The sequence below is a fragment of the Candidatus Tremblayella phenacoccinincola genome, assembly GCF_009805595.3.
In the GTDB taxonomy this organism is placed as follows: Bacteria; Pseudomonadota; Gammaproteobacteria; order Burkholderiales; family Burkholderiaceae; genus Tremblaya; species Tremblaya phenacola_D.
Genome location: NZ_VMQO03000002.1, coordinates 20,459 through 43,673, shown reverse-complemented (window position 1 = coordinate 43,673; position 23,215 = coordinate 20,459). Strand labels below are relative to the sequence as shown.

At 33.0% G+C, this 23,215-nt stretch carries 27 protein-coding genes and 10 tRNA genes; 26 read left to right on the top strand and 11 right to left on the bottom strand.

Annotated features, from left to right (window positions below; genetic code table 11):
• Positions 1-34: 34 nt before the first annotated feature.
• From rpsE to FKM95_RS00645, 15 genes are all read left to right on the top strand, one after another.
• Positions 35-523 (top strand): 30S ribosomal protein S5, encoded by a 489-nt coding sequence (rpsE, locus tag FKM95_RS00715; protein WP_159128927.1) that lies wholly within the window; start codon positions 35-37, stop codon positions 521-523.
• Entirely contained in the window at positions 520-735 is a 216-nt protein-coding gene (locus FKM95_RS00710; protein WP_159128926.1) for an uL30 family ribosomal protein, read from the top strand. The genes rpsE and FKM95_RS00710 overlap by 4 nt, the downstream gene beginning before the upstream one ends.
• Positions 722-1,069, top strand: coding sequence for a 50S ribosomal protein L15 (gene rplO, locus FKM95_RS00705; protein ID WP_159128925.1), 348 nt, complete (start codon positions 722-724; stop codon positions 1,067-1,069). Before FKM95_RS00710 ends, rplO begins: the two co-directional genes overlap by 14 nt.
• A gap of 95 nt (positions 1,070-1,164) precedes the next feature.
• Entirely contained in the window at positions 1,165-2,241 is a 1,077-nt protein-coding gene (locus FKM95_RS00700; RefSeq protein WP_159128924.1) for a hypothetical protein, read from the top strand.
• 14 nt (positions 2,242-2,255) lie between these two features.
• Positions 2,256-2,501 carry a translation initiation factor IF-1 gene (gene infA, locus FKM95_RS00695; protein WP_159128923.1) on the top strand — a complete coding sequence of 82 codons (246 nt, stop codon included), beginning with the start codon at positions 2,256-2,258 and terminating at the stop codon, positions 2,499-2,501.
• Positions 2,479-2,595: a 50S ribosomal protein L36 gene (gene rpmJ / locus FKM95_RS00690; RefSeq protein ID WP_159128922.1), complete on the top strand. Its 117-nt coding sequence runs from the start codon at positions 2,479-2,481 to the stop codon at positions 2,593-2,595. Before infA ends, rpmJ begins: the two co-directional genes overlap by 23 nt.
• Positions 2,596-2,949 (top strand): 30S ribosomal protein S13, encoded by a 354-nt coding sequence (rpsM, locus tag FKM95_RS00685; RefSeq protein ID WP_159128921.1) that lies wholly within the window; start codon positions 2,596-2,598, stop codon positions 2,947-2,949.
• 14 nt (positions 2,950-2,963) lie between these two features.
• A complete protein-coding gene (gene rpsK, locus FKM95_RS00680) occupies positions 2,964-3,353 on the top strand; it encodes a 30S ribosomal protein S11 (RefSeq protein ID WP_159128920.1) in 390 nt (129 codons plus the stop codon).
• A 29-nt stretch (positions 3,354-3,382) separates the two neighbouring features.
• Positions 3,383-3,997: a 30S ribosomal protein S4 gene (rpsD, locus tag FKM95_RS00675; protein ID WP_159128919.1), complete on the top strand. Its 615-nt coding sequence runs from the start codon at positions 3,383-3,385 to the stop codon at positions 3,995-3,997.
• On the top strand, positions 3,987-4,649 hold the full coding sequence (locus FKM95_RS00670) for a DNA-directed RNA polymerase subunit alpha (RefSeq protein WP_159128918.1): 663 nt from the start codon (positions 3,987-3,989) through the stop codon (positions 4,647-4,649). Before rpsD ends, FKM95_RS00670 begins: the two co-directional genes overlap by 11 nt.
• A gap of 1 nt (position 4,650) precedes the next feature.
• On the top strand, positions 4,651-5,001 hold the full coding sequence (rplQ, locus tag FKM95_RS00665) for a 50S ribosomal protein L17 (protein WP_159128917.1): 351 nt from the start codon (positions 4,651-4,653) through the stop codon (positions 4,999-5,001).
• Positions 5,002-5,143: 142 nt separating this feature from the next.
• Positions 5,144-6,238, top strand: a complete 1,095-nt coding sequence (gene aroB / locus FKM95_RS00660; protein ID WP_159128916.1) for a 3-dehydroquinate synthase — start codon at positions 5,144-5,146, stop codon at positions 6,236-6,238.
• Positions 6,239-6,576: 338 nt separating this feature from the next.
• Complete coding sequence (rpsU, locus tag FKM95_RS00655; protein WP_159128915.1) at positions 6,577-6,804, top strand: 30S ribosomal protein S21; 228 nt, start codon at positions 6,577-6,579, stop codon at positions 6,802-6,804.
• A 282-nt stretch (positions 6,805-7,086) separates the two neighbouring features.
• Positions 7,087-7,815, top strand: coding sequence for a tRNA (adenosine(37)-N6)-threonylcarbamoyltransferase complex dimerization subunit type 1 TsaB (gene tsaB / locus FKM95_RS00650; RefSeq protein WP_159128778.1), 729 nt, complete (start codon positions 7,087-7,089; stop codon positions 7,813-7,815).
• 134 nt (positions 7,816-7,949) lie between these two features.
• On the top strand, positions 7,950-8,462 hold the full coding sequence (locus FKM95_RS00645) for a shikimate kinase (protein ID WP_159128779.1): 513 nt from the start codon (positions 7,950-7,952) through the stop codon (positions 8,460-8,462).
• A 27-nt stretch (positions 8,463-8,489) separates the two neighbouring features.
• On the opposite strand, the gene rsmD is transcribed toward FKM95_RS00645, so the two are convergent.
• From rsmD to pnp, 3 genes are all read right to left on the bottom strand, one after another.
• Positions 8,490-9,071: a 16S rRNA (guanine(966)-N(2))-methyltransferase RsmD gene (gene rsmD / locus FKM95_RS00640; protein WP_159128780.1), complete on the bottom strand. Its 582-nt coding sequence runs from the start codon at positions 9,069-9,071 to the stop codon at positions 8,490-8,492.
• 87 nt (positions 9,072-9,158) lie between these two features.
• Positions 9,159-9,241, bottom strand: a tRNA-Leu gene (locus FKM95_RS00635).
• Between the two features lie 28 nt (positions 9,242-9,269).
• A complete protein-coding gene (pnp, locus tag FKM95_RS00630; protein ID WP_159128781.1) occupies positions 9,270-11,384 on the bottom strand; it encodes a polyribonucleotide nucleotidyltransferase in 2,115 nt (704 codons plus the stop codon).
• Positions 11,385-11,427: 43 nt separating this feature from the next.
• Here pnp and FKM95_RS00625 point away from each other — a divergent pair, with 43 nt between their 5' ends.
• Positions 11,428-11,580: a hypothetical protein gene (locus FKM95_RS00625; protein ID WP_226338820.1), complete on the top strand. Its 153-nt coding sequence runs from the start codon at positions 11,428-11,430 to the stop codon at positions 11,578-11,580.
• Positions 11,581-11,914: 334 nt separating this feature from the next.
• Here the strand turns inward: FKM95_RS00625 and FKM95_RS00620 are convergent.
• The 4 genes from FKM95_RS00620 to mnmG all read right to left on the bottom strand — a co-directional run bounded on the left by FKM95_RS00620 (position 11,915) and on the right by mnmG (position 14,753).
• Positions 11,915-11,989: transfer RNA gene (locus FKM95_RS00620), tRNA-Met, on the bottom strand.
• A 28-nt stretch (positions 11,990-12,017) separates the two neighbouring features.
• A tRNA-Leu gene (locus FKM95_RS00615) sits at positions 12,018-12,100 on the bottom strand.
• Between the two features lie 75 nt (positions 12,101-12,175).
• On the bottom strand, positions 12,176-12,781 hold the full coding sequence (locus FKM95_RS00610) for an RlmE family RNA methyltransferase (RefSeq protein ID WP_159128787.1): 606 nt from the start codon (positions 12,779-12,781) through the stop codon (positions 12,176-12,178).
• A gap of 91 nt (positions 12,782-12,872) precedes the next feature.
• Entirely contained in the window at positions 12,873-14,753 is a 1,881-nt protein-coding gene (gene mnmG, locus FKM95_RS00605) for a tRNA uridine-5-carboxymethylaminomethyl(34) synthesis enzyme MnmG (RefSeq protein WP_159128788.1), read from the bottom strand.
• A 204-nt stretch (positions 14,754-14,957) separates the two neighbouring features.
• Here mnmG and FKM95_RS00600 point away from each other — a divergent pair.
• From FKM95_RS00600 to FKM95_RS00585, 4 genes are all read left to right on the top strand, one after another.
• Positions 14,958-15,028, top strand: a tRNA-Cys gene (locus tag FKM95_RS00600).
• Positions 15,029-15,037: 9 nt separating this feature from the next.
• Positions 15,038-15,119 (top strand) — tRNA-Leu (locus FKM95_RS00595).
• 50 nt (positions 15,120-15,169) lie between these two features.
• Positions 15,170-15,631, top strand: coding sequence for a peptide deformylase (gene def, locus FKM95_RS00590; protein WP_159128789.1), 462 nt, complete (start codon positions 15,170-15,172; stop codon positions 15,629-15,631).
• Entirely contained in the window at positions 15,628-16,578 is a 951-nt protein-coding gene (locus FKM95_RS00585; RefSeq protein ID WP_159128790.1) for a methionyl-tRNA formyltransferase, read from the top strand. Before def ends, FKM95_RS00585 begins: the two co-directional genes overlap by 4 nt.
• Positions 16,579-16,638: 60 nt before the next feature.
• On the opposite strand, the gene FKM95_RS00580 is transcribed toward FKM95_RS00585, so the two are convergent.
• A tRNA-Lys gene (locus FKM95_RS00580) sits at positions 16,639-16,710 on the bottom strand.
• A 36-nt stretch (positions 16,711-16,746) separates the two neighbouring features.
• Positions 16,747-16,818 (bottom strand) — tRNA-Asn (locus FKM95_RS00575).
• Positions 16,819-16,897: 79 nt separating this feature from the next.
• On the opposite strand from FKM95_RS00575, the gene trpD reads away from it, so the two are divergent.
• From trpD to FKM95_RS00545, 6 genes are all read left to right on the top strand, one after another.
• Positions 16,898-17,893 (top strand): anthranilate phosphoribosyltransferase, encoded by a 996-nt coding sequence (gene trpD / locus FKM95_RS00570; protein WP_159128791.1) that lies wholly within the window; start codon positions 16,898-16,900, stop codon positions 17,891-17,893.
• Positions 17,894-17,898: 5 nt separating this feature from the next.
• Positions 17,899-19,266, top strand: a complete 1,368-nt coding sequence (gene trpCF, locus FKM95_RS00565) for a bifunctional indole-3-glycerol-phosphate synthase TrpC/phosphoribosylanthranilate isomerase TrpF (protein ID WP_159128792.1) — start codon at positions 17,899-17,901, stop codon at positions 19,264-19,266.
• 64 nt (positions 19,267-19,330) lie between these two features.
• On the top strand, positions 19,331-20,527 hold the full coding sequence (gene trpB / locus FKM95_RS00560) for a tryptophan synthase subunit beta (protein ID WP_159128806.1): 1,197 nt from the start codon (positions 19,331-19,333) through the stop codon (positions 20,525-20,527).
• Complete coding sequence (gene trpA / locus FKM95_RS00555; protein WP_159128793.1) at positions 20,517-21,329, top strand: tryptophan synthase subunit alpha; 813 nt, start codon at positions 20,517-20,519, stop codon at positions 21,327-21,329. Before trpB ends, trpA begins: the two co-directional genes overlap by 11 nt.
• Positions 21,329-21,410, top strand: a tRNA-Tyr gene (locus FKM95_RS00550). The genes trpA and FKM95_RS00550 overlap by 1 nt, the downstream gene beginning before the upstream one ends.
• Positions 21,411-21,537: 127 nt before the next feature.
• Positions 21,538-21,610, top strand: a tRNA-Gly gene (locus FKM95_RS00545).
• Positions 21,611-21,683: 73 nt separating this feature from the next.
• On the opposite strand, the gene tilS is transcribed toward FKM95_RS00545, so the two are convergent.
• Entirely contained in the window at positions 21,684-23,087 is a 1,404-nt protein-coding gene (gene tilS / locus FKM95_RS00540; RefSeq protein ID WP_159128794.1) for a tRNA lysidine(34) synthetase TilS, read from the bottom strand.
• Between the two features lie 49 nt (positions 23,088-23,136).
• A tRNA-Glu gene (locus FKM95_RS00535) sits at positions 23,137-23,208 on the bottom strand.
• Positions 23,209-23,215 lie beyond the last annotated feature (7 nt).

Sequence of the window (23,215 nt, the reverse complement as noted above, 5' to 3'; positions counted from 1 at the left end):
CAATATACATAAACCCATAAGCCCATATACTAAAATGCATAAGCCATTAGAACTGGTGTTTGAAAGGTTAATTACCATCAATAGAGTTACGAAGGTAGTGAAAGGCGGACGTATATTTAGCTTCACAGCTTTAGTTGTAGTTGGTGACGGTTGTGGTAACCTTGGTGTTGGTAAAGGTAAGTCAAGAGAAACGTCGTTAGCCGTACAAAAAGCTGTTAACAATGCTAAAAGAAATGTCATCAAAGTTTCAATGTTGGAAGATACAATCGCTCACAAAGCCGTTGGTAAATTCGGAGCTGCTACTGTTATATTAATTCCTTCAATAAAAGGTAGAGGAATCATAGCGAGTAACCATGTAAGGTCTGTGTTTAGTGTAGCAGGTATTAACCATGTGGTCGCTAAATGTCATGGCTCCAATAATCCGTTCAATGTTATTCCAGCAGTATTAGATGGTCTAATGAGTCTGAACAGCTTGAACTACATATTTCGTAAAAGAGGCATTTCTCCATTCAAAAGCCAATGACAACAAATAAGAAGATCTTGGTGCAGTTAGTAAGGAGCTTAATTTCAGTTAGCAGTAAGCATAGAACATACATTAGGTCTTTAGGCCTGCGTAAGCTTTGGTCCTTCAGAGTTGTACCGAATAATAGATTCACCGTAGGTTTGATTAAGAAAGTTCCATATTTGATAAAAACCCTCAACATTAAACACCCCGAAGGAAATGAAACTAAATGAGCTAATCCCAAATGCACGTTACAAACAAAATGTTAGGGTTGGTCGGGGGTTGGGTTCTAAGAAAGGGAAAACATCAGGTAGAGGCCACAAGGGTCAAAGATCTAGAACAGGAGGCGCAGTTAAACCAAGCTTTGAAGGCGGACAAACTCCAATTCAAAGAAGAGTTCCAAAGCTTGGGTTCACAAGATATAAAAGAAACCATATTGTTAGTCTGAGTTATAACAAAGTATTAAAAGTAGACCTTTTCTATGGCACAGTTTCAAACCTACTATTGAACCGCTTTAACTTGGTTGGAAATAATGCTAAAGTCATCAGAATATATAGCCAAGGGTAAGAGAATCTACATGTGTCTGACCCATGAACTACAGTAATTACTCGATGAAACGTCTTCTTAAAACATTCGTTATGCTTTTCATATGCCGCTTAATTATGTACATACCCATTCCCCTAAGCTATCCTTCAAAAGAAGCACATTCCAGCTCAATCAGGTTAACACCGTTAATGACTTTGCAGTTGCTTATGAAAGTCTTTTTAACATTCTTGTTAAAGCCAAACCCTGAAACCTCTTTACTAACTAGCGTTTATATATTGCTAGCTAGGCTACTAACACTACTTTTCACATCTATTGAGTCTGCAGTTAGTATGCATTATTTCACACCCTTATTTGGATACCCATATGTGGGCATTGTGGGTTTAGTGGGTTTGTTAACGGTTGGTTCAATGGTTCTAATGTGGTTGACTGAGCATATAAGCATGTCTGGCATTGGTAGTGGAGCTTCTTTAATTATTCTGTTTAGGCTATTAACATATGTTCCTAGGTTGTTGCTTATACTGAAAACAACCATTGATAAGACCCCAACCCCTAGCTTCTTGTTACTAACTGACCTTAGCCTGCTGTTTTACTTTAGCGTTTTAACAGAGCTTGCATCACAAAGACTAACATTCTGGTGTCAAAAGACTGACAGAATATACTCCTCTTGCTTTTCTGTTAGTTTGGTTCCAGTAATCCTTTTTCCTTTAACACTAGCCTGTGTTACGTCAACACTTCAGGTTAACTTCTTTGAGAAGATATGTGTAGCTTGTGTTCCGCTTTATAAATGGTTGTGCATTCAGGAACTTATTAAAGCCATTGAGGCAGTCTGTGAGGTCTTGTTCCATGTTAGTTTAATGTTCTACTTTTGCGTTATATTCACAAGATGGGATGTGAAGGCTAACAATGTTTCAAGATACATGAAAAGAAGTGCAACGTTTATTGATAGTCTTAGACCTGGGTTAAATACTAAGGAACGCTTAAACTATTTATTTAGGGAATTAATCATTACTAAGTCTCTGTGTATAGTTTTAGGTTGTGCTGTTATTAGACTATTATCTTTATTTACTAAGCAGGTCCTTGTACTAAATGAGTTCACGTCTATTTCCCTAATAACTACAACTTTGGTTCTAACAGAACAATTGAAGTTCTATGCTAACTTCATACGTTTCAACAAGTTCTTTAAAACCTGTTAATATATGAGGAGTGTATGCCAAAAACCAAACATGTTCAGATGCACGGAGAAGTGATCGAAAACCTTTCAAACACCAACTTCAGAGTTAGGTTGGAGAATAGTCATGTGGTTTTAGCTTACGTTTCTGGAAAGATGAGGATACATTTTATTAAGATCTTACCTGGAGATATGGTGACTGTTGAGGTTAGTCCGTATGACCCTTTGAGAGCTAGAATAATATTCAGAACTAAACCTAACCATGAAAGTGTCAGCATCAGTTAAAGTAATATGTAAGCTGTGTAGAGTGGTAAGGAGAAAAGGTGTTGTTAGGGTTTTATGTAGTTCTAACCCAAAGCATAAACAGAGGCAGGGATAAGTGGCTAGGCTTATTGGAGTTAACATACCAAGTAACAAATCTGTAGAGGTTGGCCTAACATATATATATGGTATTGGAAGAAGCTTATCGAGAAGAGTCTGTTCTGTCACTGGCATTGATCCTAACTGCAAAATATCTAGCTTAAGCGAAAGTAAGCTGGTGGATCTAAAAGAAGCAGTGAACAAACTTTTAGTAGAAGGTGATCTTAAACGTTTGGTATCTTTAAACATTAAGCGGCTAGTTAACATTAGCTGCTACAGAGGCATACGTCATAGGAAGAAGCTCCCAACTAGAGGACAAAGAACGAGAACAAATGCCAAGACTAGAAAGAAAAGCAAAACATCCAACAACTAAGGAATTTACAGCCAATGTACAAAACAAAAGATAAACAGCTAAGTTCCACTAACAGTAAGAACCTGGATGGTATTGCGTATATCCATGCTACCTTTAACAACACTATCATAACCATTACTTCAAAAGATGGAGATGTTCTGTTTTGGTCAGCTTCAGGTAAACATGGCTTTAAGGGATCCAAAAAGTCAACTCCGTTTTCCGCACAGGTAACTGCTGAAACCGTAGGTAAAATAGCTGTAGGATATGGAATGAAAACGTTAAAAGTAAAAGTAAACGGACCAGGCACTGGAAGAGAGTCTGCCATTAGAGCATTATACAGCTCAGGCATCAAGATAGTCTCTTTAGAAGATATCACGTCCATACCTCATAATGGTTGCCGTTCCTCAAAGCGTAGAAGAGTTTAATATACAACCTAAAAAGGAGGAAGATACCAATGTCTAAATATATAGGACCTAAACAAAAGCTTTCCAGAAGAGAAGGCTGTGACCTCTTCCTAAAAAGTGGTATTCGTTCGTTTGAGGAGAAGTGTAAGTCTAGAACTAAACCAGGACAACAGAGTAAGCATGTACTGAAGGTATCCAACTATGGAATTCAACTCCGTGAAAAGCAAAAAGCTAAACGAATCTATGGAATTACAGAAAGGCAGTTCCTAATTTATCTACGAAGTGTTTATAAAGCTAATTCTGAAATAGGAACCCTTCTACTACAGACTTTAGAAGCTAGGTTAGACAATATTGTGTACAGAATGGGTTTTAGTGTAACAAGAGCTGAAGCACGTCAACTAATAGCACATAGGTCCATCTTGGTAAACAACAGAGTAGTGAACATTCCTTCATTTTTAGTTAAGCCAGCAGATTCAATTAAAATCCACGATAAGTCAAAAACCCAACTCAGAATAACAAATGCCATCAGGATACATCAGAAAGTTCCATGTTGGTTGAATGTAGATCATTTTAAAATGGAAGGAACATTTAAACAAAAGCCAACACGCAAAGAGATTCCAATAGAGCTAAACGAAAGACTAATCATTGAACTATATGGGTGCTAGAATGCTGATACCTCAAATAAGATCCATTGTTGCACGAGGCTGTAATGTGTCTCAGTTCTCAATAGAAGCTCTTGATAGAGGCTATGGTGATACTCTAGGTTGCGCATTCAGACGTACTTTGCTGTCTTCAATATGTGGGACTGCTGTTACAGAAGTTGAGATAGTTGGTTCTTCAAATGAATTCTCTTCAGTTACCGGTATAGCAGAGGATTCTTTGCAGTTAGCATTAAATATAAGGAATGTTGTTTTTAAGTTGGACGTACATATTGCTTCACTAACTCTCACTCTACGTAAAACAAATCCAGGAACAGTATATGCTAGAGATATTCAAACGGACTACAGATGTCAGATAGTTAACCCCAACCATATAATATGCCATTTGGACTCAGGAAGGTTGAGTGCATATCTTAAAATACAGAAAGGCTGGGGCTATGTTCCTAAAAGCAATGGGTTATGTTGGAATAATGGTAAACTAATTATGGATGCTTTTTATTCTCCAGTTAAAAACGTTAGCTATTCTGTCAGCCTCATTAACTATAACTCTGAGAGACTAATTCTAAACATTGAAACAAATGGTTCAGTTACTCCGATAGAAGCACTAAGACAGTCGATACATATCCTAAAGTCTCAGTTCTCATTACTTTCTGTCTAAGATGAAACACAACCTATCCTTAAAAAAACTGAATAGAAAGAGCAGCCATAGGCAATCGATGTTTAAAAGCTTAGCACATTCGCTTATAACAAGGGAACGTATATGCACTTGTTTTGTAAAAGCAAAAAGCCTTAGGAAAATCATTGAACCAATAATTACTCAAGGCAAAAAGAAAACAGTAGCTAACATTAGGTCAGTGATGGAACAATTAAATAATGAAAGATGCGTTAGGAAAGTCTTTAACATTCTAGGACCCAGGTATCTTCAAACAAAGGGAGGTTACTGCCACATTATTAAATCACACATACGCAAAGGTGATAAAGCAGTTGTTAGTATGGTGGAGCTAATATGATAACTGCCTAGATGCCAGTACACCACACCAAACCTCATTAAATAACTCAACATTCCGAAACCCATTCTTGTGTACATATTATTTAGTGAGAAGTTCTCACTTAACATTCTTCTTTCAATAACAAACCAACCTAAAGCCTGTTATGAGCTTTTCTAAAAGAAACATTCGATATGTAGGCATGCAGTCTCAGAAGCATTGGGATTTTATAGCGTATGAAAACATCAAGAGCTTGGTGCTAATCACTAATAGTTCAGTTGCTAGTTTATGTAGGCTCAAGCGATTACGAAGCTTCAAAAGAAATAAGAATAGTCTTAAAGTAACAAAGGTCATTATTGGAATTGGAGAACGTTATAAGCGGTTAAGGTTTTTCATCGGTATACTCAAAGTTCTTTTGTATGAGGAACTAAGCAGAGACTCGAAGGTTGCTTCTTTTGGAGGTGGAGTGGTTGGTGACATTTCGGGGTTTATTGCATCCTGCTATATGCGAAGTGTTAAATTAATACACATCCCAACAACTCTTTTAGCTCAAGTAGACTCAGCTTTTGGAGGAAAGAATGGACTGAACACCGCACTTGGAAAGAACCTTGTTGGGACAATACATTTGCCAGACAGAGTAATATTAGATATTTCGAACCTAAGCTCTTTATCTCAACGAGAATGGCACTCAGGCTTGTCAGAGATTATTAAGATAAGTGTTGCGCTTGATGGGGACTTTTTTAAATGGCTTGAGAAAATGATGTTTAAGATATTGAAGCGTAAACTGAGTGTTGTAATAAGCATGATTAAACATGCTTGCTTGCTTAAGTTAAACGTAACAGCAACAGATTCTCGAGAAGCTGGTGTGCGTTCTGTTTTAAACTTTGGACATACTTTTGGACATGCAATAGAATCTTACCTTTCGTATCAAAAGTGGTTACATGGAGAGGCAGTTAGCTGTGGAATGGTGATTGCTTCTGACATCTCTTTTAGATTAGGGTTAATTGATTTAAGTGTTCAGCGTAGGTTGATACGTTTGTTATCCATCTGTCGTTTGCCTATATCTGTGCCTAGTGGGTTGAAAGTAGAGACTTACCTAAAAACTATTAGTGTTGATAAGAAGAATACTAACTCTTTGGTGCGTTCCTGCAACATTGTTTTAGTTAAAGACTTAGGACAAGCATTAATATTAACAATGAGCGCTTCTTCATTGGAAAAGCTTTTATTGACAAGTCGAAGTGTTGGGGTTTGTTGTTCCTAAGTTGTTCCTAGGTTTAGGTTGTTACTTGAAGGCTTGAATGGTAGTGAGGATAAGATATTATGGGTCTTCTAGCGTTTGGGGGTAGGGGGGGGGAGGAGGAGGAGGAATGATGTGGAGGTACGTTTGAGAGGTATATATAGAGATAGGAAAAAGGAAGGGAGAGAGGAGAGAGTGTTGAGAGGGGGAGTTCTTAGTTAGAACTTAAAGAGAAGGAAGGAGAGGTTCTCTTGTCTTATTTGTCGGTTCAACAGCTTCATCTTACCAAGAATTACCTGTTACCAATAGCTGTATTTAAATAAAGATATCAACATGAACCCCCGTATAGTATAGGAGAATTTATGTGTATTGTTTTTATTAAAGAAGCCGAACCATTTGAAATAGCCATACGTCGGTTCAAGAGGATGGTTGAGCGTAGCGGTTTACTAAGTGAAGTGCGTTCTAGGTTATTTTATGAAAAGCCAACCTCTGAACGGAAAAGAAAGAAAGCATCATCAGCAAAGAAGTATTTCAGGAGGGTGGTTGAGACTAAAGGAAAGGAAGGAAGGGGGGGGGAGGGGGTTAGTTAGTGTTTAAGGAGAAGGAGGAAGTGTTAATAATATGAACTAGAAAGGGGGAAAGACCTACTGGTTGTCCGGTTAATCAATAAGCTGTTGAAGGATTAAAACCAGAGTATGAGACAGATGCGGTAGGTATATATGGGGGAAGGAGAGGATAGCTCTTTGAATCTGTGTTATGATGTGTTGGTCTTAACTGGGGGGAAAGCTTATGTCTAACCTAAACCATATACTAAAGTATTAGCAGAACCAAGAACCAACTACTAACTTAACTGTATTTACGGTTCTTCTCCCTTGCATATACGTCTATTAGCTATTAACACAACTAATATATTCTGTTCTGTCGCATTATCCATTAATAATGTTATAATTAGTGAATACCTATCAAAAGCCCCATATAAACAACCTCATTTAGCTATACCTATTATAGATAGCGCTTTGTTAGAAGTAGGCCTTTCATTAACTGATATTAAATACCTTTCTTTTAGTAATAATTATGGTAGCTACACTGGCATACGGATAGGAATATCTTTATCTCAAGGCTTATCTATCTATACAAACCTACCCTTAGTTAACATATCTACATTAGAAGCTGTTGTTCAACCCTGGTTCTCTGTTAAACCCAAAATACTATTAGTTATAAAAGCTAATGAAGAAGCATATCTAACAAACTACCATAAACCCAATATTGGTTTAATAACCTGGTTTAGAAGAACTAACCCAAATAGACTTAGACTCATCTTTAAGAAACTATCTATAGAACTAGAACAATATAAAGAATATGTAATAGTTAGTAATATTGACTTATTGTTTTATTTGGATGATAACCTTGAACTAAGAACTATAACTATAAAAAAGCCCATATTATTAACAGCTAAAAGTATGTTACCAATAGGTATTCATAAAGCTATCAAAGGTGAAAAGCTATCATCTGAGCAAGTTTCTCCAAAATACGTATTTGATATCTATAGGAAGGAATATTGTATTAGTTATATTTTAACCTCAAAGAACAAAGGGCCCTAACTCTCCCTCTCCTCTTCACCTAAACCTAAAGCATTTAAAAGTAGAGTAGCTAGTAGTTAAACCTAGAATGTTCCTAAATACTAGCTTCTTTAGCTCTTTTAGACTTCTTTATTAGATAAACACTATATAGCTAAATGAAAGAAATAATAAGCATAGCTTTAGTAGGTTTAATGGGTTCTGGAAAAACTACGATAGGTAACTTCTTAGCTAGACATCTAAACCTGTTTTATATTGATTCAGATATAAAAGTAGAAGCTAAATATAAAGCATCTATTGACTTAACTTATTATTTAGAGGGAGAACTATCATTTAGAATAAAAGAAGAAAGCCTAATTGGAACTATGCTAATAAAAACTAACATTATATTAGCTACTGGAGGTGGATCTGTTGTCCATATAGATATATGTAAGAGCCTATTAGATTCTAATATTGTCTTATGGGTTAAGATAGGTATTAAAGAACAATCTAAAAGGGTAGTAGCTAAACAAAGACCTTTAACATTAGTTATTAGGATAAGCCTATATAAGATATTAGATTCTGTAATAAAAGAAAGAAATAAGCTGTATCTTAAGGTGCTTAATAAGATAATTAACGTTAATAAAAAACCCTATAATATAATATTGAATAAGACTAGCTGTTTAATGTAGTCACTAATCTAGCAGAATGCGGGAGCCTTAGCTTCTTATATACAGTTTATATGATAGATTATTTGAGTCTTTAGCTTTGTATATTAACCAGCTTTTGGGAACTTTATAGTTTGATTGACCTATTTCAGACTCTATGTATATTATAGACTTATGAGATAAGTAATTAAGGCTTTCTAGTAGGTTTATGGTTTTAGCTATCATTCCTCTGAAAAATGGAGGATCAATGAAAACTAGATCAAAAGGTTTAGGTTTGTTAATATTATTTAACCATTCTAAAGCATTTATATTAACTAAGCTTATATTATTTAGCTTTAGCCTATTTATGTTTTTTATCAAACTATTGAAGAAGTTATTGTTTATTTCCAAGAATGTAACATTTAACGAATATCTTGAGATAGCTTCTATTCCTAAAACACCACTTCCAGCAAAGCAGTCTAAACAATAATAACCTTTTGCTAAGGGATCTAACCAACTAAAAATAGCTTTTCTAACTCTATTAGAAGTAGGTCTTAAGTTGTAGTCATTGCTTATATTTAGTTTAGCTTTTTTAAGCTTTCCACCAATGATATGAACTTTATTGTAGCTTTTAGGAAGTATGTTATATTTCATAGGAGAGTTTATTCGCTTTTGTATTCTCTATAATGTCTTTATATTTAACAGCAATTGTATATTCAATAGGGGGTGTATGTTAAGAACTACCGAAGATCGGATTTGAACCGATAAACCTACAAGGTGGTTAGCTTTGAGTTAACTGCGTTTACCCATTTCGCCACTTCGGTAGACTCTGAGGAAACCCCTATTGTAACGTCATTTAGGCTTAAGCTTATTAGAAATGTTACTTATTGCAGGGTTACTTGCTTCTTTTATGCTTAGCTTTACTTTGCCAAAACGATCTATGTCTAGAACTTTAACTAGTACTTCTTGGCCTATGGTTAAATGATCAGAAACCTTAGATATATATCTATTAGCTATATGTGAAATATGAACTAAACCTTCTTTATAACCACAATATATAACATAAACTCCGAACTCGACAATACGAATAACTTTACTTGAGTAGGTGTTTCCTATTTTGATATCAGAAGTAATTTCTTTTATTTTATTTAAGGCAATGTTCGCCATATTATCATTAGAAGAGTATATAGTAATCATGCCAGCATCTGAAATATCTATATTAGTATTAGTTTCTTCTATTAAAGACTTTATTATTGAACCTCCTTTTCCAACAACACTTTTAATTTTATCAGGACTTATATTGATTGTGTATAACTTTGGAGCATATTTACCTATAGTTTTTCTAGAAGAGCTAATAGATTTGTTCATTATGTCTAATATAAAATATATAGAAGATCTAGCTTGTTTTAAGGCTAGGTCTATAATGGTTTTATATACAGGCTCTTGTATTTTTATATCCATTTGAATAGCAGTCATACCAGCCTTTGTACCTGAAGCTTTTAAGTCCATATCTCCTAAATGGTCTTCATCACCTATAATATCGGAGAGTAATAAATAGTTATTGGTTTCTTTTATTAGACCTATAGAAATACCAGCTATTGGAAAACATATAGGAACCCCTGCGTCCATTAAAGCTAAGGATGCTCCGCATACTGAAGCCATAGAAGAAGACCCATTAGACTCAGTTATTTCTGATACAATTCTAACTGTATATGGAAATATGTTGTCTTCAGGTATAATAGGTAGTAAGCTCCTTTTTGCCAACCAACCATGACCAACCTCACGTCGTTTTGGACTACCAATTATGCCAACTTCTCCAACACAAAACGGAGGAAAGTTATAATGAAAAAGAAATCGATCTATGCGTTCGCCTTTTAGTTCGTCTACATTTTGAGCATTTCGTTGATTCCCTAAAGTAACGGTAACTAAAGCTTGAGTCTCTCCTCTAGTAAATAAAGCAGATCCATGCGTCCTAGGTAAAAAGCCAATACGAATGTTTAAATTACGAATAGCTTTTTTATTACGACCGTCAATACGTATTCCTTTTTTTAAGAGATAGCTACTCATAATATTCCTTTCTAAGCTAAGAATTATACTAGGTATTCTAGAGTCAGTTATACTATTTAAGATATCAAGCTTAATTAGTTCTATTGAAGAAAAGCGTTCCTTCTTGTTTGTATTTTGATAAGCTTCAAATATGCGAGGTTCTGCTAGTTTTGTTACTTTAGCTTTTAGGAATATGTATTCTATATTAGAACTATAGTTTTTATGAATACAGCTTTTATTACATGGTCTTTTAGTTAGTTCGTTAATATTATTAACTACTTTTTGCTGTTCTTTGTAACCAAATAGAATAGCCTCTAGTACTTGTTGTTCATTTAAAAGCTTTGTTTGAGATTCGACCATAAGTATTGAATTAGAACTACCAACAACTATTAAGTCTAAGCTGCTTGCTGTTTGGCCAGTAATATCAGAACTTAATAGATATTTGTCATTAACATAGCAAACTCTTGCAACTCCAAATGGTCCATTAAATGGAAGTTCTGATAAGCTAAGAACTACTGACACACCTATTAAAGATACTATATCAGTAGTAACTTGAGGGTTTAAAGATAATACTGTAGCAAATATTTGAACTTCATTTAGGAAGCTATCTGGAAATAAAGGACGAATAGGTCTATCTATTAAGCGAGATATTAGTATTTCAGATTCACTAGGACGTCCTTCTCTTCTATAAAAACCACTTGGAATACGACCAGCTGCATATGTTCGCTCTTGATAGTTCACAGTTAAAGGAAAGAGAGCCTGAGGTTGCTTTATTTGTTTAGAATATACAGCAGTTACTAAAACGATTGTTTCGTTCATATTAACTAATGCTGAAGTATCTGCCTGTCTAGCTATTACACCGGTTTCGATAGTTACAGTATGTTTACCATATTTAAAGCTATGTTTTGTTGGGTTTAACAATATAATATCCTTAGTGCAGTTTAGTTAATAGTTATTATATTATATGCTAAATAAACCTAAAGCTAATATGTCCTTAAACCATAGCTATATAGCCTCAAAAGATACAGATCCAATAGAAACAAAAGGTTGGTTACTTTCTATATGTTCAGTAATAAAGACAAAAGGCTTATTGCGTTCTAAATACCTAGCCTTCTAGAACTATAAACCTAATATGTGTTAAACTACCATACATACTGTCTCTAGAATCTATTATAGCTGCTGTAGCTATTGGAACTATAGTTAGCGGTATGAAAGGAGAGGAATGTTTGGATGTGTTGAGGGGGAAGCCTGGGGGGAGAAAGGAGAGGAGAAAGGTGGATAAGAATAAGGAAAGGGAAAGGAGAGAAGAGGAGAAGGTTAGTTAGAAGTAGAAGTATATATAAGAGAGGGGAGAGAGAAGCTCTTTAATAGCTATAGCTGTTAACTCTCTCCTCTCCTACCTTCTCCTAATAAACCAAGAGCTCCTAGCTAGGAAGGGAAGTTAGCTGTAGTTGCGGAGGTTGGAGTTGAACCAACGACCTTCGGGTTATGAGCCCGATGAGCTACCAAAACTGCTCCACTCCGCTTTAGATGTGTATTATGTTTATTATATAATACCGAGGACGGGGCTTGAACCCGTATGCTTATAAAGCATTACCACCTCAAAGTAACGCGACTACCTATTCCGCCACCTCGGTATATGCTAGAAGTACTTCTCCCTCTAGAGTCTCTAACAACAGTTCCTTAGTACAATAAAGAATGTATCTATAAACCTATACAGCTAGTCCTTTAGCTACAACATAAACCTCTCTTGAATAATAATGAGAAGCCTTTGGTTTACATAGCTTAACCTTATTAAATATAGTTCTTAGCTTATTATATAGACTAGCAAACCTTTCTCCTTGAAAAGCTTTTACTAGAAGACTACCTCCTGGTTTTAGAATAGCTAAACATATTTTTAGAGATAGCTTTATAAGTTCTATAGAGTTAGGAATATCAATAGAAGAGATGCCCGTAATAGCTGGAGCCATATCTGATAATATAACATTAACTTTGGAACCTTTTGTTTTTAGGTATAGCATTTCTAGAGTATTTTTAGCAAAGCAGTTACCTTGTATAAAATATGTTCCTTTTAGTTTATTCATAGGTAGAATATCACAGGCTATGATTGAACCTTGTTTTCCTATTTTATCTAAGACGTATTCTGACCACCCACCCGGGTTTGAACCAAGCTCAACTACTGACATTCCTGGCTTTAATAAGTTAACAGCTTTTTGTATTTCATCTATTTTAAACCAAGCACGTGAACGAAGACCCAATTTATTTGTTTTTAATGTGTAGTAATCAATGCTTTTATTTGTCTTAATTAGGTGTTTCATATGTATTATTATATAGGTCTTATAAAAGCAGCATTATAACATAAAAGAACCTTAGACAGCCTTTAACAACATGCTTCATGAATTCTAATTATTAGTGTAGTTTTAACATATTGCTCTTCCTTAACCAAATTAAAAGCATAGAAATGGCAACAGGTGTAATGCCAGCTATTCTTGAAGCTTGGCCAATAGTTGATGGGTGATGCTTTTTTAGCTTTTCAGTAACTTCATTAGATAAACCAGAGATATTATTATATTCAATATTATAAGGTACTTTTATTAGTTCATTACTTATGTTACGTTTAACATCTTCATATTGACGTACAATATAGCCAGAGTATTTGATTTGTATTTCAGCTTCTTTAAAAGCTTTTGCATCAAAATATGGAAACCCTTTTGAAGTTAATAATATATTATAGTTTATAGCTGGTCTTTTTAGTAAGCATTTACAGTTTGTTTCTTTTAATAATGGGTTTACTAAAAGCTTATTTATATAGTTACTAGCTTTTGTATTTGGATAGATGAAAGCTTCTTTTAGCTTTTGGTGTATAGCTTCTATATTATTAACCTTTGCGCAAAAGCTTTTCCAATGTGACTCACTAATTAATCCTAGCTTCCGACCTATTTCAGTTAGCCTGAGGTCTGCATTATCTTCTCGTAATATTAGTCTATATTCTGCCCTTGAAGTAAATATTCTATATGGTTCTTCAACTCCCTGTGTGCATAAGTCATCTAATAATACTCCTAAATAAGCTTGATCTCGTCGAGGTGTCCAAGCTTCTTTATTAAAGCACATTCTGGCAGCATTTATTCCTGCTATAATTCCTTGACCTGCTGCTTCTTCGTAACCCGTGCTACCATTAACTTGACCAGCAAGAAATAAGCCTTTAATTAGTTTACTTTCTAAGCTTAGTTTAAGATCTATAGGATTAATAAAATCATATTCAATTGCGTAGCCAGGTGAAATAATATGCGCTTTTTCTAATCCTTTTATTGATCTTACTATATATTTTTGTATATTGTATGGTAAACAAGTAGATAACCCATTTGGATATATTTTGTTACTATTTAGACCTTCTGGTTCTAGATATATTTGGTGTGAAGGCTTATTATAAAACTTTACAACTTTATCTTCTATAGAAGGACAATAACGAGGTCCGATGCTTTTTATATTACCATTATACATTGGACTATCTTCAATATTACTAGAAATGATTTCATGTGTTATCTTATTAGTCTTTGTTATATAACAAGGAACCTGTCTGATGCTTTTAGCTTTTCCTTTATAAAAAGAAAAATATGGAAGTGGGTAGTCACTGTATTGAGCTTCTAATATCTTAAAGTTAATGCTATTAATATTTAAACGAGGTGGAGTCCCAGTTTTTAACCTTTTTATATTTAGTGGTAACCTATATAGAAACTTTGGTAATAGTTTAGATGAATTATCACCAACTCTTCCACCACTAAAAAAGCTTTTCCCAATAGATATTTTACCATTCAAGAAAGTACCAGTTGTTAATATAATTGCTTCTGCATTAAACAATAATTCTTTAGTCGTTATGACTCCGACTATATTATAGCTTTTTAAAACTAATTCTTTTACTTCTTGAGATAGGATTGTAAGGCCTTTTTGGGTTTTTAAGATACTATAAGCTTCTTTATTATATAGAGACTTATCAGCTTGAGCTCTTGTAGAATGTACAGCAGGCCCTTTGCTAGAATTTAATGTTTTAAACTGAATCCCAGAATTATCAATAGCTTTTGCCATTACTCCACCCAATGCAGCAACTTCTTTAACTAAATGACCCTTACCTATTCCCCCAATAGCTGGATTGCAAGACATTTTACCTATAGTTAGAATATCTTGTGTTAATAAAAGTGATTTACATCCCATTTTAGATGAAGCTACAGCAGCTTCTATTCCAGCATGACCCCCACCAATAATAATAACGTCAAAGCTGTTTCTATTTAACATATATAAGCTCCAACTTCTTGTTGTATATTATTAGGTATTATATTGTTATATTATATTGTAGTTAATATGGGGTGGGAGGTGAAGATGATGCTATGTGGTAGCGTAGTACTATGTGGTTGAGAAGGAGAAGTGGGGGGAATACAGTAGAATGAAACCAAACCTTTCCCTTAATATTTAACTGATAGCTTTTAAATTAATAAGCCTGGCGTGTTGACAGAATGGTTATGTATTGGGCTGCAAACCCAGCAATCTCGGTTCAAATCCGGGACACGCCTTATGACTTAGCCCGAATGGTGGAATGGGTAGACACAAGGGACTTAAAATCCCTCGGCTTCCGCTGTGTGGGTTCGAATCCCACTTTGGGCATTATCTAATAGTCTTGCCTATTGCGAAGTCTATGGGGGGAATGTTATATTATGGCATTATTAAACATATTGAAATACCCAGATGAAAAGCTAAGGAAAACTGCTGAGCCTGTTGTTAAGTTCGATAATAATATCCTTAAAATATTAAATGATATGTTTGAAACTATGTATTTTAATAATGCCATTGGCCTTGCCGCTACTCAGGTTGATATACATAAACAAATTATTGTTATTGATATTTCTAAACCTAATATAGAAGCTAAACCTAATAAAAATAGTAAGCTTGTTTTAGTTAACCCTGAAATATTGGAAGGTAGTGGGAAGACTTATTCTGAAGAAAGCTGTTTATCTATTCCTAACTTTGTAGCTCTTGTAGTTAGATATAAAAGTATCTATATTAGCGCTTTTGATGAAAAAGGTTATACATATAGAATAAGAACTAATGGTATTTTATCTATATGTATTCAACATGAAATAGAACATTTATTTGGGAACCTAATCATAGATAGATGATAACTAAAGAATTATTTAGGATTTATCGTATTGTATTTGCTGGCAGCTCAGAGTTATCTGCGATGCATTTGAAAAGCCTATTAGATTTAAAGTGCAATGTAATAAGTATCTTAACTAAGCCTAGCTTTTCAAATAACAACCTATATGAAAGGCCAGTATTAAAAATAGCATTAGAAAATAATATAGACTCTTTTCAGGCTTTAGGTTTTAATGAAGAGCTATTTAGAATTATTAAAGCTATAAAAGCTGATGTTATAATAGTTGTTTCATATGGGTTAGCTTTGCCAAATAGAATATTAAGATTACCAAGGTTTGGTTGTATTAATATTCATTTATCTCTTTTGTCTAGATGGAGAGGCTCTGCGTCTATTCAAAGAGCTATATATTCAGGAGATAATAAAACAGGTGTTACTATTATTCAAATGGATAATGGAATAGACACTGGTCCAACATTGCTTAAAAAACCATGTATAATAAGTTATAATGATGATCATATTACTTTAAGTAGAAAGTTAGTTTTAATAAGTATAGGCCTATTAAGAGGCTTTTTGCTAAAGTTATTTAGTGGCAATATATCATATATTTATCAAACTGAAAAGGTTGCTGTCTATGCTAATAAAGCATATATAAGAGAAGGTTTATTAAATTGGTGTTTACCTGCTTTTATTTTAGAAAAACATATTCGAGCCTTTATATATTGGCCTGGTAGCTTTCTATTTATTAGGAAGATAAGAATAAAGATATTAGAAGCATATGTTGAATATAAGAATAAAATGCTTAGGCCTGGTCTAGTTTTAGCTGTTAATAAAAGAGGAATATATTTAACTACCGGGTTTGGTGTATTAGCAGCTTCTAAAATACAATTAGAAGGTAGGCCTGTAATATCAGCTAATGATTTTAAAAATACAAATAAGAAAATATTTGATATCGGGGATACTATAGCTTAATACTTATTGGTTTATTGGGGGAATTCTTATATGATTAATTATCTTATGTTTCTTATAGGTTGAGTCGTGCAGGTGTCGAACCTGCGACCAATTGATTAAAAGTCAACTGCTCTACCACTGAGCTAACGACCCTCAACATATAAACATATAAACATATGAACTATGATGCTCCTCTGACTGGATTCGAACCAGTGACACGCGGGTTAACAGCCCACCGTTCTACCACTGAACTACAGAGAATATATATGGGAGGCTTTCCCAACAAGATTGCAGTAGCTTATTATTTATTTAGTTATTAAAACGAAAATCCCATACAACAATGGAAAATAATATACAAAGCTTTATATATTATAGAGCTATATCTTATTATCGAACTATGAACTTCTTTAAGACTAAATGCTTTTATGGGTTTTATGCAAATGAATTATTATTATTGTTTTTTAATATAAAAGCACGTGGAGAGTATTTGAATGAGGTTTTAGGCATTATTATTTCTTTATTAGCTAATTCTATTTATTTTCCTCGTCCTTATTCTTTATTTAGTGATATAGTTGGAACTGGGGGTGATGCTGCTAATAGCTTAAATATATCAACTATTAGTTCTATAGTTGCATCAGGTTGTAGAGTTAGTATTATAAAGCATGGAAACCGTAGTAACTATAGCTTTGGTTCTTCAGATTTAATATCATTTTTTAACATAAACTTAAACATAGCTCCTGTCCATTCTAGAATAATATTTGATAAAACAAACTATTGCTTTTTGTTAGCAGTAAAATATCATATTACTCTAAAGCTTTTAATTAAGTTAAGAAATAGAATTAAAGTTAACACAGTTTTTAATATAGTTGGTCCATTAATTAACCCTTCTATGCCTTCATTAATTATAGTAGGAATATATGATTGTTATTTGTTTGCTTTTATAGCTAAGCTAATAACAATATTTAGTTATAGCTATGCTATAGCTATATGTGGTGGAGGCCTAGATGAACTTGTATTACATTTTCCAACAAAGGTTATAGAAGTTAAAAATAAACTAAAAGATAATTATCTACTAACAAGCTTAGACTTTAAATTAGATATTCAATATGTAGAAGATATCTATAACATTTCTAATATAAATAGGCTATATAGTTTAAATAGATTACTAAAAGGTAAGGGTAATCGGCAAAGAATAATATATATAGCAAGTAATGCTTCACTTTTATTTAAGGTGTTTAGTAGTAGGACTATATTAAAAACTATTAGTAGCTCTCTAAAAGAAATGTTTAGCAGTAAGTCTTATGCTAAAGTTATTTCCTTAGCTAAAATAAAGTAAGATTGATGAATAATAGACATATCCTTAATAGTATTATAAGAGCTAAAAAGCTTTGGGTATATATATATAAGAACCATCAACATTTAGGTTTATTTCAACAATATATTAGCTTAAATAAACGTAGCTTTTATAATGTGCTCTCTAGTAATAAAACAATATTTATTATAGAATACAAAAGCCATTCTCCATCTAAAGGAAAAATAGGTAAACTCTCTAAATATAGGCTTCATCTATTTTCTAAGATATGTAAAAGCTTCTCTTCTGTGATATCAGTTTTAACTGATGAAAAACATTTCTTTGGTAGCTTTAGCTTTTTATATAGAGTTAGTAGTTTAGTGAAACAGCCTATATTATGTAAAGACTTTATTATTGATGCATGGCAAATCTACTTAGCTCGTTTTTATGGTGCTAATGTTATTTTGTTACTGTTGTCAGCTCTTAAAGATAGTCTTTATATTGAGTTATATTCTGTGGCTAATAGTTTAAATATGGGTGTATTAACTGAAATAATAGATAGAAATGAACTACAAAGAACTATAAAGTTTAATATAAAAGTAATTGGTATAAATAACCGTAATTTGGATAGCTTTCTAGTTAATGTATCTAATACAATTGTTTTAGCTCCTGAAATATCAACTAAGCTTATTATTGTTAGTGAGTCTGGTATTTTAAGCTATCAAGAAATAGTAAGTCTAAGTTATTATGTTAATGGGTTTCTTATTGGCACTTCCATAAATTCTGAACCTAATTTGAATACTTCTTTTTATCGAATGCTATTTGGAAAGAATAAGATATGCGGTTTATTAAATGAAGTTGATATTATAAATACTCATACTATTGGTTCTTTTTATGGTGGTTTAATATTTATTGGTAACTCTTCTCGTTTTTTAACTATAACAAAAGCTAATATTATATCTTCAGTTATTTCTTTAAGTTATGTAGGGGTATTTGATAATAAGTTAGTTCCGTTTGTTTCTTTAATATCTAAAACTATTAGACTTAGAGTTATACAGCTACATGGCTTTGAAGAACAAACCTACATAAATATATTGCGACAACAGCTACCTTTTTCTTGTCTTATTTGGAAAGCATTTAATGTTAGGTTTCAGTTATCATTTTTAAGCCTATTTCAAATAAGTAATTGTTTACTTGATTGTGGAGGTGGATGTGGAAGCCTATTTGATTGGTCTTTAGTTGATGGTGTAGATATTTGTGATGTCATTTTAGCTGGTGGTTTGTCAGAATTAAACTGTGCATATGCTGCTCGTTTGGATTGCTTTGGATTAGATCTTAATTCTAAACTGGAAATGGGTTTTAGTAGTAAGAGCTATATAAAGCTATATTCTTCTTTTGAAAGAATAAGAACTTATTAAAAGCATCTTTTTTACTAACTATATTTTAATATTAGCTTTATTATAAATAGATATATAGAGAATGATAATGAAGTTTAACTGCTTTTATGGTAAATATGGTGGTATATTTGTACCTCAGGTTCTTATTCCTACTCTATTTAAATTAGAAGCTACTTTTTTAAAAGCTAAAAATGATAGGTTATTTCAATTGGAATTTAGGAGATTATTCAATTATTTTTCTGGAAGAGCAACTCCACTAACGCTATGTAACAATATTGCTTTAGGTTCTAATGCTAAGATATATTTGAAACGCGAGGATCTTTTGCATGGAGGGGCACATAAAACTAATCAAGTTATTGGCCAAGCCTTGCTAGCTAAATATATGGGAAAAAAGGAAGTTATAGCTGAGACTGGGGCGGGTCAACATGGTGTGGCTTCTTCAATAGTATCTGCGTTATTAAACTTAAAATGCCGGGTTTATATGGGGGCAAAGGATATGGAGAGGCAGTCTCCTAATGTTTTTAGAATGAAACTAATGGGAGCAAAAGTTATTCCAGTTTTTAATGGCTCTGCTACTTTAAGAGATGCTTGTAATGAGGCATTACGGGATTGGTCTAATAGCTATAACTATTCTCATTATATGTTAGGAACTGTCGCAGGTCCTTATCCATTTCCTTTTTTAGTACATGAGTTTCAATGGTTAATTGGTGAAGAATTAAAAAAGCAAATACTGATGTATGAAAGCTGTTTTCCTGATTCAATAGTTGCTTGTGTTGGAGGTGGTTCAAATGCTATTGGTATTTTTTCTAGCTTTATAAAAAACAATAGAGTATCTTTAGTAGGTGTTGAACCTGGAGGAAAAGGTGTTAACTCTGAAAGACATGGTTCTTCTGTTAGTAAAGGACGTTTTGGTATATATTTTGGAATGAGTTCTCCTATTTTACAATCTACTAATGGCCAAATAAAAACTTCATATTCTTTATCTGCTGGGCTTGACTTTCCTTCAGTTGGACCTCAACATGCTTTTATTCATGAGGTTAAACGCGTTAAATACATTTCTATTACTGACTATGAAGCATTAATGGCATTTAAAAAGCTGTCTTATTATGAAGGTATAATACCAGCCTTAGAGTCTTCTCATGCTATAGCTTATGTTTTAAAAGTTATTAAAAATAATCCAAATAAAAAGCAACTATTGGTGGTTAATTTATCAGGTAGAGGAGATAAAGATATATTTAATGTTTCTAACTTTTTAAATATTAAGGAGAAGCTTGAAACTTAACCGATATAGAGAAGCTTTTTATTCTTTATTTAGAAGAAATAAAATCTCTTTTATTGTTTTTAATGTAATTGGTGAACCTAATCAAAGCATGTTTATAAAAGTGGTTAGTAACTTTATCTTATCTGGTATTGTTGCTTTAGAATTAGGTATTCCATTTTCTGATCCTTTAGCAGATGGACCAATTATTCAAAGGACTGCTTTTCGAGTTATTAACATAGGTATTAAGTCTTTTAATTGTTTTAAGTCTTTATCTTTTATTAGGCATCGGTTTCCATACATTCCTATTGGGTTGTTAATGTATAGTAACTTAGCTTTTAACTTTGGAATAAGGATCTTTTGCTCTTATTGCTCATATATAAAAACTGATTCTATTATTATTGTTGATATGCCTTTAGAAGAAAGCAGATGGGTTTATAAGTATTTTGTTTTATATTTATTATATTTTATATACATATGTCCTCCTTTAACTTCTTTAAGACTACTAAAGAAAATAGTTCTTTGTAGCTCTTTATATATCTACCTATTATCAAAGCTTGGTATTACAGGCATTGAAACTAACCTAAAGTTACCATTAGTTAACTCTGTTAAGGGTTTAGGTTATTATTATTCTGTGCCAATATTACAAGGGTTTGGTATATTTAGTTATATTCAGGTGGTCGGGCTTTTGAAGAATAATATTTCTGGCATTATAGCTGGATCGGCAGTTATAAACATTATTGAGAATAACATATATAATTCTTTTCATATGCTTTACTTAATATATATGCTTTTAGTTAAGCTTAGTATTTATGGTTTTAGCTAGGTGGAGTTCCCGAGTGATTAAAGGGGGCAGGCTGTAAACCTGCTGTCATAGACTTCGAAGGTTCGAATCCTTCCTCCACCAAGAGAAAAGGGGATTCCCCCCCTTTCTCCCCTCCTTTCTTTCTTCTGATGGAAACTGATGCTGATGGTGTGGTAGCACATTTCAAAAAGCAATCAGTCAGACAGAAACCAAAAACTAGCAGGAAACTGCGGGGATAGTTTAGTTGGTTAAAATACAATCTTGCCAAGATTGAGACACGAGTTCAAGTCTCGTTTCCCGCTACTTTTATTATACGAAGAACTAACAGAGAATAAGCCAACCTTCCCCCCAATATGAGTTAGCAATATGCAGCTATTACTTCATATACCAATAAACCTGGCATCTATTACTTTTATTAGATTTAGTTGTATAAGCCCCAATAGTATCTATGTAGGTGCTTTTAAAGAATAATAATGGCATCTTATTTCTAACCCAAAAAGGAGAACCTAACTTCTGACATAGGATTTTTAATGAACTAATATATTCTATATCAAAAAGCTTTCTGTTAATATTGCCAGTTCTTATAGCTATACTTTCATTAAAACTAGGTGTCTCTATATAACTAATATTACTAACTACCAATCTTTTAACAGTATATGAAAAGCTTTTAGACCTACTTAAATTAGTACCTAGAATTAAGGAGTAACAAACTAAAATACCGAGGCTTTTAGGTAGATTCAAAGGTTCCTCAAAAGAGTTCCAAGAAATATTAACTTCATCAAAAGAAGAAAGCCTATTCTTTACTAGATAGAAAAGCTTATTATGGAATCTGCATATGTAATTATTACTATGTATTAACCTTGGTTTTGAATCATAACGACTATTTATAACATACTTCCAGATATAAAGAACTTTCTTTTTAGATGGCATCTTAGAACCAAATCTAATTAACCAACGTCTTATTATAGCATATCTTTTAATAATATCCATACTAAATAATGGTAATAAACTTAATGAACCATCATAATTAACTAATCTTAATAAAGTGCTTGATAATAATTCATTTATTAAATATTCTTGCTCATAAAAGGTTGATATACTACGTGAAACAGAACTATTAAACTTCAACCAACGGGCTTTTAAAGTTGGTAATATTTTTAAACGTAAAAAGCTACGTTCAAACTTAACATCATTATTACTTTCATCTTCAACCCAAGATAAGTTAAATGTGTTCGCATATGTTTTTAGTTGATATTTACTAAACTGCAATAAAGGTCGTAATAAAAAAGAGCTTTTGAAATAAGAAATATTAGCCATTGAAGCTAAACCTAATGGGCCACTGCCTCTCTTTAAGTTTATAAAAAAAGATTCAATCTGTTCATCGTTATGATGCGCAGTTACTAAAACCTCACTTGGTAATAAGCTATTAATTAGCTTTCCATAACGTTCTTCACGAGCTGTATTTTCTATTCCTTTATAATACTTATTTAAACATAAACATATGCTTTTAAATGCAATATTACGTTTTAAACATTGTTCTCTACATTGGAGCAACCATAGCTTTGAATTACAACTAAGCCCATGGTTAATATGTATAGCTCGTATATTCAATAGATATTCATTAGATAATAAGCTGTTCTTTTTACTCGAGATAATAGTAAACATATCAAGTAATACTGTTGAATCTAATCCTCCACTGTAAGCTAAAACTATTCTTTTAAAGCCAAACATATTATTAAAAGTCTTTTCAAGCATATTATTAATTAGTATATTATTCATTAGAATACAGATAGTTCTTTGGGTTCTAACAACAACCCTGTGTGTTAACCGTCTCCTAGGAGAATTGAACTCCTGTTTCCGCCTTGAAAGAGCGATGTCCTGACCACTAGACGAAGAAGACCAAATCC

Excerpts from the sequence above, each read along its gene's own strand:
- FKM95_RS00585 (WP_159128790.1), top strand. The coding sequence starts at position 15,628 with ATGATAACTAAAGAATTATTTAGGATTTATCGTATTGTATTTGCTGGC.
- rpmJ (WP_159128922.1), top strand. The coding sequence starts at position 2,479 with ATGAAAGTGTCAGCATCAGTTAAAGTAATATGTAAGCTGTGTAGAGTG.
- mnmG (WP_159128788.1), bottom strand. The coding sequence starts at position 14,753 with ATGTTAAATAGAAACAGCTTTGACGTTATTATTATTGGTGGGGGTCAT.
- trpCF (WP_159128792.1), top strand. The coding sequence starts at position 17,899 with ATGAATAATAGACATATCCTTAATAGTATTATAAGAGCTAAAAAGCTT.
- tilS (WP_159128794.1), bottom strand. The coding sequence starts at position 23,087 with ATGAATAATATACTAATTAATAATATGCTTGAAAAGACTTTTAATAAT.
- FKM95_RS00710 (WP_159128926.1), top strand. The coding sequence starts at position 520 with ATGACAACAAATAAGAAGATCTTGGTGCAGTTAGTAAGGAGCTTAATT.
- rpsK (WP_159128920.1), top strand. The coding sequence starts at position 2,964 with ATGTACAAAACAAAAGATAAACAGCTAAGTTCCACTAACAGTAAGAAC.
- rplQ (WP_159128917.1), top strand. The coding sequence starts at position 4,651 with ATGAAACACAACCTATCCTTAAAAAAACTGAATAGAAAGAGCAGCCAT.
- FKM95_RS00625 (WP_226338820.1), top strand. The coding sequence starts at position 11,428 with ATGCTAAATAAACCTAAAGCTAATATGTCCTTAAACCATAGCTATATA.
- FKM95_RS00645 (WP_159128779.1), top strand. The coding sequence starts at position 7,950 with ATGAAAGAAATAATAAGCATAGCTTTAGTAGGTTTAATGGGTTCTGGA.
- rpsD (WP_159128919.1), top strand. The coding sequence starts at position 3,383 with ATGTCTAAATATATAGGACCTAAACAAAAGCTTTCCAGAAGAGAAGGC.
- rpsU (WP_159128915.1), top strand. The coding sequence starts at position 6,577 with ATGTGTATTGTTTTTATTAAAGAAGCCGAACCATTTGAAATAGCCATA.
- rsmD (WP_159128780.1), bottom strand. The coding sequence starts at position 9,071 with ATGAAATATAACATACTTCCTAAAAGCTACAATAAAGTTCATATCATT.
- aroB (WP_159128916.1), top strand. The coding sequence starts at position 5,144 with ATGAGCTTTTCTAAAAGAAACATTCGATATGTAGGCATGCAGTCTCAG.
- FKM95_RS00610 (WP_159128787.1), bottom strand. The coding sequence starts at position 12,781 with ATGAAACACCTAATTAAGACAAATAAAAGCATTGATTACTACACATTA.
- trpD (WP_159128791.1), top strand. The coding sequence starts at position 16,898 with ATGGAAAATAATATACAAAGCTTTATATATTATAGAGCTATATCTTAT.
- FKM95_RS00670 (WP_159128918.1), top strand. The coding sequence starts at position 3,987 with ATGGGTGCTAGAATGCTGATACCTCAAATAAGATCCATTGTTGCACGA.
- rplO (WP_159128925.1), top strand. The coding sequence starts at position 722 with ATGAAACTAAATGAGCTAATCCCAAATGCACGTTACAAACAAAATGTT.
- infA (WP_159128923.1), top strand. The coding sequence starts at position 2,256 with ATGCCAAAAACCAAACATGTTCAGATGCACGGAGAAGTGATCGAAAAC.
- FKM95_RS00700 (WP_159128924.1), top strand. The coding sequence starts at position 1,165 with ATGTACATACCCATTCCCCTAAGCTATCCTTCAAAAGAAGCACATTCC.
- rpsE (WP_159128927.1), top strand. The coding sequence starts at position 35 with ATGCATAAGCCATTAGAACTGGTGTTTGAAAGGTTAATTACCATCAAT.
- def (WP_159128789.1), top strand. The coding sequence starts at position 15,170 with ATGGCATTATTAAACATATTGAAATACCCAGATGAAAAGCTAAGGAAA.